Origin of the sequence: Shewanella sp., assembly GCF_041630135.1 — a bacterium.
Classification (GTDB): Bacteria; Pseudomonadota; Gammaproteobacteria; order Enterobacterales; family Shewanellaceae; genus Shewanella.
This window is the reverse complement of record NZ_JBFKLW010000098.1, coordinates 1-8,493: the sequence shown is the minus strand read 5'-3', so window position 1 is coordinate 8,493 and position 8,493 is coordinate 1. Positions and strand designations below refer to the sequence as shown.

At 50.8% G+C, this 8,493-nt stretch carries 9 protein-coding genes; 4 read left to right on the top strand and 5 right to left on the bottom strand.

What is annotated here, in order from left to right; all coding sequences use genetic code 11:
- Positions 1–390: 390 nt before the first annotated feature.
- The 4 genes from ABYK60_RS17825 to ABYK60_RS17810 are packed head-to-tail and all read right to left on the bottom strand — an operon-like array spanning position 391 to position 4,029.
- The gene (locus tag ABYK60_RS17825) at positions 391–972 is read right to left on the bottom strand and encodes a redoxin family protein (protein ID WP_372873348.1); all 582 of its coding nucleotides are present in this window, start codon (positions 970–972) and stop codon (positions 391–393) included.
- Positions 972–1,457 carry a heme lyase NrfEFG subunit NrfF gene (gene nrfF / locus ABYK60_RS17820; protein ID WP_372873347.1) on the bottom strand — a complete coding sequence of 162 codons (486 nt, stop codon included), beginning with the start codon at positions 1,455–1,457 and terminating at the stop codon, positions 972–974. The genes ABYK60_RS17825 and nrfF overlap by 1 nt, the downstream gene beginning before the upstream one ends.
- Positions 1,454–2,038, bottom strand: coding sequence for a DsbE family thiol:disulfide interchange protein (locus ABYK60_RS17815; protein WP_372873346.1), 585 nt, complete (start codon positions 2,036–2,038; stop codon positions 1,454–1,456). The genes nrfF and ABYK60_RS17815 overlap by 4 nt, the downstream gene beginning before the upstream one ends.
- Positions 2,039–2,052: 14 nt before the next feature.
- The gene (locus ABYK60_RS17810; protein WP_372873345.1) at positions 2,053–4,029 is read right to left on the bottom strand and encodes a heme lyase CcmF/NrfE family subunit; all 1,977 of its coding nucleotides are present in this window, start codon (positions 4,027–4,029) and stop codon (positions 2,053–2,055) included.
- A 391-nt stretch (positions 4,030–4,420) separates the two neighbouring features.
- On the opposite strand from ABYK60_RS17810, the gene ccmI reads away from it, so the two are divergent.
- Positions 4,421–5,674 carry a c-type cytochrome biogenesis protein CcmI gene (gene ccmI / locus ABYK60_RS17805; protein WP_372873344.1) on the top strand — a complete coding sequence of 418 codons (1,254 nt, stop codon included), beginning with the start codon at positions 4,421–4,423 and terminating at the stop codon, positions 5,672–5,674.
- Between the two features lie 195 nt (positions 5,675–5,869).
- Here ccmI and ABYK60_RS17800 read toward each other — a convergent pair whose 3' ends face one another.
- A complete protein-coding gene (locus ABYK60_RS17800) occupies positions 5,870–6,163 on the bottom strand; it encodes a cytochrome c5 family protein (RefSeq protein ID WP_372873343.1) in 294 nt (97 codons plus the stop codon).
- A 320-nt stretch (positions 6,164–6,483) separates the two neighbouring features.
- Between ABYK60_RS17800 and ccmA the strand changes: the two genes are divergently transcribed.
- The 3 genes from ccmA to ABYK60_RS17785 all read left to right on the top strand — a co-directional run.
- Positions 6,484–7,128, top strand: coding sequence for a cytochrome c biogenesis heme-transporting ATPase CcmA (gene ccmA / locus ABYK60_RS17795; RefSeq protein ID WP_372873349.1), 645 nt, complete (start codon positions 6,484–6,486; stop codon positions 7,126–7,128).
- A gap of 11 nt (positions 7,129–7,139) precedes the next feature.
- Positions 7,140–7,826 (top strand): heme exporter protein CcmB, encoded by a 687-nt coding sequence (gene ccmB / locus ABYK60_RS17790; RefSeq protein WP_372873342.1) that lies wholly within the window; start codon positions 7,140–7,142, stop codon positions 7,824–7,826.
- A gap of 1 nt (position 7,827) precedes the next feature.
- A partial coding sequence (locus tag ABYK60_RS17785) for a heme ABC transporter permease (protein WP_372873341.1) occupies positions 7,828–8,493 on the top strand: 666 nt, incomplete at its 3' end.

The window sequence follows — 8,493 nt, the reverse complement described above, 5'->3', positions numbered from 1 at the left end:
ATGAAAACTCCTTCATTGATAAAATCGTTTTGTCGACTTCATCAACCTGCGAGTATCCACACAGATTTGCTTGTCTTATCTGATTTTTAAAGAACATCCGGTCGCGCTTGGCTCACCGGGTCAGGGCTGCGTATTCTACGCTTTCCTGTTTTCGCGTCAAGTGATTTACTTCAAGGTTTTTCTGTTTGGCGATTTTGTCACCACACTCACCTTTTCGTTTACTTTTCGCGTTGTTATCTCAGCTCTGCCTGAGCAGTTTTGCCGTGACAACGGATGCGCATTATAGGGAGCCTGACTCGAAGTGCAAGCCCTTTTTAAAAGAAAAAGATCGCATGCCGATCTTTTAGGCAAAATGCGATCTTTCCAGGATCCAGACGTTTGATTGGCTAGTTATTTGGCGGCTTTGACTGCAGGCGCAGCGGCTGGCGCCTCGATAATGCCTTTCAGCAATGCTTCGGCTTTGGGGTCGTCCCAATCAACGTAGCTTCTGACAAAGGCCACCAGCTGCCCTTCTCTGTTAAGGATAAAGGTGGCTGGAATGGTATCGAGGGGGAACACCTGCCTTAAGTTTTGCGGCGCATCGAAAAAAGAACCAAAGTCTTCCATCCCCTGTGCTTTTAAGAAGGCATCGACTTCTGCCTTACCACCAGCATCAATAGAGATCGGCAGAAAGGCGAATGTCTTGGGATCCAACTTGGCTTTAAGACGCTCCAGAGCCGGGATCTCCCTGACACAGGGCGGGCACCAGGTGGCCCACATGTTAACCATCACGACCTTACCCTGATACTGGCTGAAGTCGACCGCTTTGCCACTGGCATCCTCAAATGGCACGGCTTCTATTGGGAATGGATGCGGCAATTGACGGATAAGATCGACACTGGATGCCGGTTGCGCAGCCGGCTGTTGCATCCCCGGATAAGCGATGGCGGCCCCGGAGGCCGCCAACATCAGTGCGCATATTATGCGCTTCATTATTTCTTACCCTTATCTGAGCTACTTTTCAGCAGTGCATTTAACTCAGCCTGCTGCTCAGGTGTAAGGTCAGCTATGTCAGCAGCCTGCCCCTTTTGTTTACGAATAAACAATAGCCCTGCCCCCAGTCCAATCAGCAATAAAACGACAGGACCAAGCCATAGAATAAAAGTACGTCCTTCCATCCTTGGCTTATAGAGGACAAAATCGCCGTAGCGGGTAGTCATGAACTCGATGATCTGATCGTCTGACTTGCCTTCATCCACCATCTTGTAAACTTCTAAACGCAGATCGCGGGCAACAGGCGAATTGGAGTCAATCAGGTTCTGATTCTGACACTGAGGACAGCGCAGCTCATGGGCAAGTGACAGGGCACGCTTCTGATTATCTGCCGACTTGAACTCATAGGTGTCTACCGGCGTGGCCAAAGCCAATGAACTGAAGCACAGCAGCACCATGGCCAGTAATGCGTTCAACTGTTTCATGATGCGGCTCCTGTTGCGACTGGATTGTTGGCTGCCGCCTCAGTGGCGGCCTCCTGTTGCAGCTGCTTCACCATAGGATACAGGGTTTCATTCCACACACGCTGATCAACCGGACCGGCAAAGCGGAAGCGAATAATGCCCTTATGGTCAACCAGGAAAGTTTCCGGCGCACCATACACCCCCAGGTCCAACCCTAGACGACCATCTTTATCGAAGATGTTCAGAGCATAGGGGTCACCCTGATGGCGAAGTTCACGAATAGCTTCCGCACGCTCATCGCGATAATTGATACCGTAAATAGGTACCAACTTTTGCCGTGCCAGTGACATCAGGAACGGATGCTCATATTTACAGGAGGGGCACCAGGTTGCCCATACGTTCAGCAGTGCCACCTGACCTTTAAGGTTTTCCTGGGTGAGCATTTCACCCGGGGTTTCCAGTTTTTCCAATTGGAAGGCAGGCACCGGCTTGCCCTCCAGTGCTGAATCCAGCTTCTGAGGATTGAGGAACAGGCCCTTATAGAGGAATACGCCCATCCCCAGAAACAATACCAATGGAATGAATAAGACCAGCTTCTTCATTTTCTCTCCAAATCTCAGGCGGTTGCCAATTTACCTTTGGCGTCTTGCTGCGCTTTGTCCTTGGCAGCAACCTTAACACGATAGCGTTTGTCTGAGGCAGCAAAGAAACCGCCCACCATCATGAAGATACCTCCGAACCACAACCAACGCACAAATGGCTTGTAGTTCAGACGCACCGCGTACTCGGTGGCACTGATAGGGTCCCCCATGGTGACGTATAGGTCACGGAACAGACCCCAGTCGATACCGGCTTCGGTCATGTCCATGGTGCGCACGTTGTACTGACGACGATCAGGTTTGAGCAGGGTGACAAAGCTATCACCTTTGTACACTTCAATCTGTCCTTGTTGCGCGGTGTAGTTTGGACCCACCACGTTTTTGGTTTCAAGGAAATTGAAAGTGTAACCAGCCAGTTCGTGGCTGACACCAGGGCCCATGCGCACGCTCTTCTCGATTGAGTAGTTGGACACCATGGTGCCACCCACTACCGAAACTGCGATACCCAAGTGAGCAATAATCATCCCCAGCTGGCTGCGACCAAGACGTGCCAGGCTCAAGCCTTCGCTGGTCTTGATGATGTTGTATCCGGCACGCAGGCTGGCAAGGGTTATCCACATCGCGGTGCCGATACCCAGGGCAACCCAGATATTGAACTCACCACCGGCGATGAAAGGTGCGGCAATACCCACCACAGCAGACACAATGGCAGGTATCATCAGCTGACGCTTCACTTCACCGGCTTTGGCCTTCTTCCAGCGGATGATGGGGCCAATACCCATGAAAACAAACATCACCAGGATGATAGGTACAAACACGGCATTGAAGTAAGGTGGGCCAACAGAAATCTTGCCCATGCCCAAAGCGTCAATCAACAGCGGATACAGGGTGCCCAGCAGTACAGTGCCGCACGCCACGGTCAGCAACAGGTTACACACCAACAGCATGATTTCCTTTGACCAAAGCTCAAACTTGGCCGGACTGGTCATTTCACTGGCGCGGAATGCGAACAACGTAAGCGAGCCGCCGATGGCAAGGCCAAGCAGCAACAGAATGAACATACCGCGGCTAGGATCGGCGGCAAATGAGTGCACCGATGTCAGTACCCCGGAACGTACGATAAAGGTACCCAGCAAACTCAGCGAGAAGGCGAAGATAGAGAGCAGAACGGTCCAGTTACGGAAGGTGCCACGCTTTTCAGTCACAATCAGCGAGTGCACCAGCGCAGTACCAATCAGCCATGGCATAAAGGAGGCGTTTTCGACCGGATCCCAGAACCACCAGCCACCCCAGCCGAGCTCATAATAAGCCCACCAGGAACCCAGCGCGATACCACCGGTCAGGAAAATCCAGGCTGCCAGAGTCCATGGCCGACTCCAACGGGCCCAGGCAGAATCAAGACGACCACTCAGCAGCGCGGCAATCGCAAACGCAAAGCTCACTGAGAAACCCACATAACCGAGATACAACATAGGAGGGTGAAAGATCAAGCCCACATCCTGCAGCATGGGGTTAAGATCGCGGCCTTCCATCGGCGTTGGAAACAAGCGCTCAAAGGGACTTGAGGTGATCAGCATAAACAAGGTGAAACCCACAGTGATCATGCCTAATACAGCCAGCACTCTTGCTGTAAACACTTCTTCCAGACCTTTACTGAATTTTGCCACTGCGGCAGCCCACACCGACAGGGAAAACACCCAGAACAGCAATGAACCTTCATGACCACCCCATACGGCGGCTATCTTGAAGAAACTCGGAAGTTGAGAATTGGAATGGTGCGCCACATAGGCCACGGAAAAATCATCAACCGCAAAGCTGTAGCCAAGGGTGATAACCGACAAACTGATAAAAAGGAACATGCCGTAAGCTAACGGCCAGGCATAGCGCACAAGGTATTGATCCTTGCGGGCTACCCCGACTAGCGGCACGATGCTGAGCAGGACGGCAAATGCCAACCCTATAATCAGCGCAAAGTGTCCAAGTTCCGGGATCATGGGTACTCCTCAGTCTTATATAGTTTTAACCGACAGCAAGACAGCTACTATCGACGCACAACATGAATCACACATTAGTTTTTGCGAATTTGCGCCATTTTAGTATTTGCTATAGTTCCTGTCTGCCACTTTCGAGCAAATATGGGTGGCCAGTCTCATTCTTGAATTCACGGGCAATACTGTTGCAACTCCTTCGCTTGCCACACAGTCTGACGTCTTTCTCCTGAATTGGTTGCACTTAATTCAGCTTTCTGTGAACCAGTGCCCAACTATTGAGTTTCTCGCCAGCGGTTAAGGTTATATTACTGTTCAATGAATATGCTTTTCGTATAATCTGACCCGCAAACCCGGCGGTATCGCCACTCAAGGCAACCAAGGTGAAAAATAGATAATGACAACATTCTGGATTCTGATTGCATCTGTTGTGCTGATCGGCCTTATGCTGATCTGGGTACCCCACTTCCGTCAGCAGCGTCTGCTAACGGCCGAAGAAGCAGGTGTACGTAAGCAAACTAACCTCGAACTCTTTAACGAACGTATCGCAATTCTTGAAAAAGAGTTAGCAGAAAGCCTGTTGGACGAACAGGAATTTGAAGGCCTCAAAAAAGAGCTGGAAATTAGCTTATTGCAAGACATAAAACAGGGCAGTGACGAGTCTCTGGTCAATACTGTCAAGCCCAAAGGCCTGCTCTGGCCGGTGCTGATGTCTGTCACGCTGCTGGCTATCTCCGGTTACATGTATCAGCAGCTGGGTCAGTATGAAAATGTGTCCAATCCACCTCGCGCCGCTAATCCCCATGAAGGCATGACAGCTGAACAAATTATGTCTCAACGGGTGCAGATGATGGAAATGGCCGTTCAGGCTGAGCCTGATAACAGCCAGGCCTGGTTTAACCTTGGGCATGCCTACATTACTGCCAATCGTTTCGACGAAGCAGTCAATGCCTTTGATAAGGTAATGGCGCTGGTTGGCACTCACGCAGAGCTCCTTGGCCCCAAGGCCACCGCACTTTACTACAAGAATAACCAACAGATGTCGCCTGAAATCCAGGCGCTGATCGACCAGTCTCTGGCGCTGGATCCCAAAGACCCTTCTACTCTGTTGCTGGTTGGTATGGATGCCTTCTTCACCGCCGAATATCAAAAGGCCATTGATGCGTGGCAAACCATTCTGGCCACAGATCGCAACGATATCGACCGGACGGCACTGATTAACGCCGTTGAAACCGCCAAGATGAAGATGATGTCTGAAACCGGCATGATGCCAACGGACAGCGTCCATCAAGGCATGGCGACTGCTTCTCCCACAGTGACAGTACAGGTATCCATCTCCCCTGAACTGGCAGCACAGGTGAAAGAAACTGATATGCTGTTTATCTTTGCCCGTGCCACCGAAGGGCCTAAAGTTCCATTGGCTGCGACCAAACTGAGCGCCAAGGCTCTGCCGGCAACCATTACCCTGGATGACAGCACCAACATGGGCGGCGAAGTGAAGCTCAGCAGCGCCAAGCAGGTTGAAGTGATTGCTGTATTGTCCAAGCACGGCAGCGTGAAACCACAGAGCGGAGACATCAAGGGCAGCCTTGCCTCGGTTGACGTGGGCGGCGAGTCTGTCAACCTGGTACTGGATACTCTGGTACAGTAACCACTTATCAGGTTATTAAAGCCGGCTAAACGAGCCGGCTTTTTTACAGTCACAATGCCAACCCGCAAGGGTTACCTTAGATTAGCTACAAGTCCTCATTCGGATTGAGCTAAGCGCAAATTCAGTCGCCAATCTACGGTGAACTCAAGGCAATAAAAAACCGGCCATCTGGCCGGTTCTTAAAGTTACATCCAATTACTTGGACATGAACTCGATAGCGTTCTTGTAGTCTTCATCGGTACAGTCGGTGCACATACCGCCTGGAGGCATAGCGTTCAGACCGCCTTTTACACTGGCAACCAGAGCGTCGACACCTTTAGCCAGACGAGGTTCCCACTGGGCAGCGTCGTGGGCCTTCGGGGCACCGGCTACACCCATGCTGTGGCAAACCTGACAAGCCTTATTATAAACAGCTTCACCTTCTTGAGCAGATACGCTGGCAGCCATAGTCAGAGCAGCTACTGCAGTCATTGCTAACAGTTTTTTCATGTTCAATGTTCCTAATGCAAATTCTTATGTGCTCAACGCTGCCCTCGAAGGCAGACTAGTTTTAGCGAGCTTAGGGTACTACAAACTTCAAAAGATCTCATCTTTTTGTGAGATCTCTCGCAGCTTGTTTTGGGAGATGAGATTTAGGCCACAATTTCGGCAATATATTAGCAAATCTTAAAAAAGTTCCGGCATCATTGTACATATTGGAAGTGCATCAAATTGCTGATACTTAGCTATCTTTCTAAGTAAACCCAACCCTTTAAGTGTGTTAGTATCGGCACAGTTCCACTGCAGGATTAGAGGTCTTGGTGACACAATTGACAACAACAACCAAAACATTGGTATCCGCACATAAGCTAACTTGTATCCGCGAAGAAAGGATCCTTTTTGACGAGCTGAGTTTCAGCGTTAACGAAGGCGATATCATTCAGATTGAAGGTCCCAATGGTGCTGGTAAAACAAGCCTGCTGCGGATCCTTGCCGGACTCTCCCGCCCCTATGCCGGGCAAGTATTTTACCAAACCGAAGACATCACACGCTGCCGAGACGAGTTTAACGAAGATCTCTTATATCTCGGTCACTTAGCAGGCGTTAAGAGCGAACTCACAGCACAAGAAAACCTTAACTTCAATTTAAGGTTAAGCGGCTATGATGGCTTCAACAGCGGCGAAATCCTCGCCAAAGTCAACCTGAAAGGATTCGAAGAAGCGCTGGCAGGCCACCTGTCTGCCGGACAGCACAGACGTACGGCCCTTGCACGACTGTGGCACAGCAACTGCAAAGTCTGGATCCTGGATGAACCCTTCACCGCAATTGATAAACGCGGTGTAGCGGAACTGGAACAATTATTCCTGCGCCATGCTGATAATGGCGGCTGCGTTATCCTGACAACTCACCAGGATATGGGACTCATCACCGACGAGCGGCTTCGCAAGCTTAAGCTCGAATACCGCTTTATATAAGGTTGGCTCCCATGAAACGAGGCATTAGCTACAGACAAGCGTTCTTTACAGTACTTAAGCGCGATCTCAAGATCGCGGTGCGCCACCGGGGAGACATTTTTAACCCGCTGCTGTTTTTTGTAATGGTGGTGACACTGTTCCCTCTGGGTATTGGCCCTGAGCCACAAGTATTGACCCGTATAGCCCCCGGGATAATTTGGGTGGCGGCGTTACTCGCATCAATGCTGTCGCTGGAGCGGCTCTTTAAGGCTGATTATAGCGATGGTTCTCTCGAACAGATGTTATTAAGCCCGCAGCCACTTTACCTTACGGTACTGGCCAAAGTGCTGGCTCACTGGCTGTTAACCGGGGTACCGCTGATTTTGGTATCGCCGCTGTTGGCTGTGTTACTGCACCTGGAGGAAAATAGCTACGGCGCTCTGATGAGCACCCTCGCACTGGGTACCCCGGTACTGAGCCTGCTTGGTGCAATCGGAGTTGCACTGACGGTGGGTTTGCGTAAAGGCGGTGTACTGCTTAGTTTACTTATCCTGCCGCTTTATATTCCGGTACTGATTTTTGCAACCAGTGCCATTGATGCTGCGGGAATGAATTTACCCTATGATGGCCAGCTCGCTATAATAGCAGCCATGCTGGTTGGGTCTTTAACACTGGCGCCGTTTGCAATAGGCGCATCACTAAGAGTGAGTACTAACTAAAATGTGGAAGTGGTTACATCCTTACGCCGATCCGGAACGTGCCTACAGGTTATCCGACAAACTCTTGCCTTGGTTTACCATGCTGGCAATAGCCTTTATCGGCACCGGCACCATTTGGGGGTTACTGTTCGCACCGACTGATTACCAACAAGGCGACAGCTACCGTATCATCTTCATTCATGTACCGGCCGCATCAATGTCAATGGCGGCCTATATGGGCATGGCAACATCCGCCTTTATCGGCCTTGTGTGGCAAATTAAGGCGGCCGACTGGACTGCTGCCGCCATTGCGCCCATTGGTGCCGTCGTAACCTTTATCGCCCTGTTCACCGGTGCGACCTGGGGCAAACCTATGTGGGGTACTTGGTGGGTGTGGGATGCGCGCCTGACCTCTGAGCTGGTGCTGCTGTTCCTGTATCTGGGGGTGATTGCCCTTTATGCCTCTTTTGAAGACAAGGTACTGGCTGCTCGTGCTGCCGGCATCCTGGCGATTGTGGGTGTGATTAACATCCCTATCATTAAATACTCTGTGGAATGGTGGAGCTCACTGCACCAGCCATCCACCATCAGGATCACTGAGAAGTCCACCATGTCATCCGACATGTTGTACCCCCTGCTCATCAATATTGTTGGCTTTGGTCTAATGATTGGTGCTCTGACGTTGGTT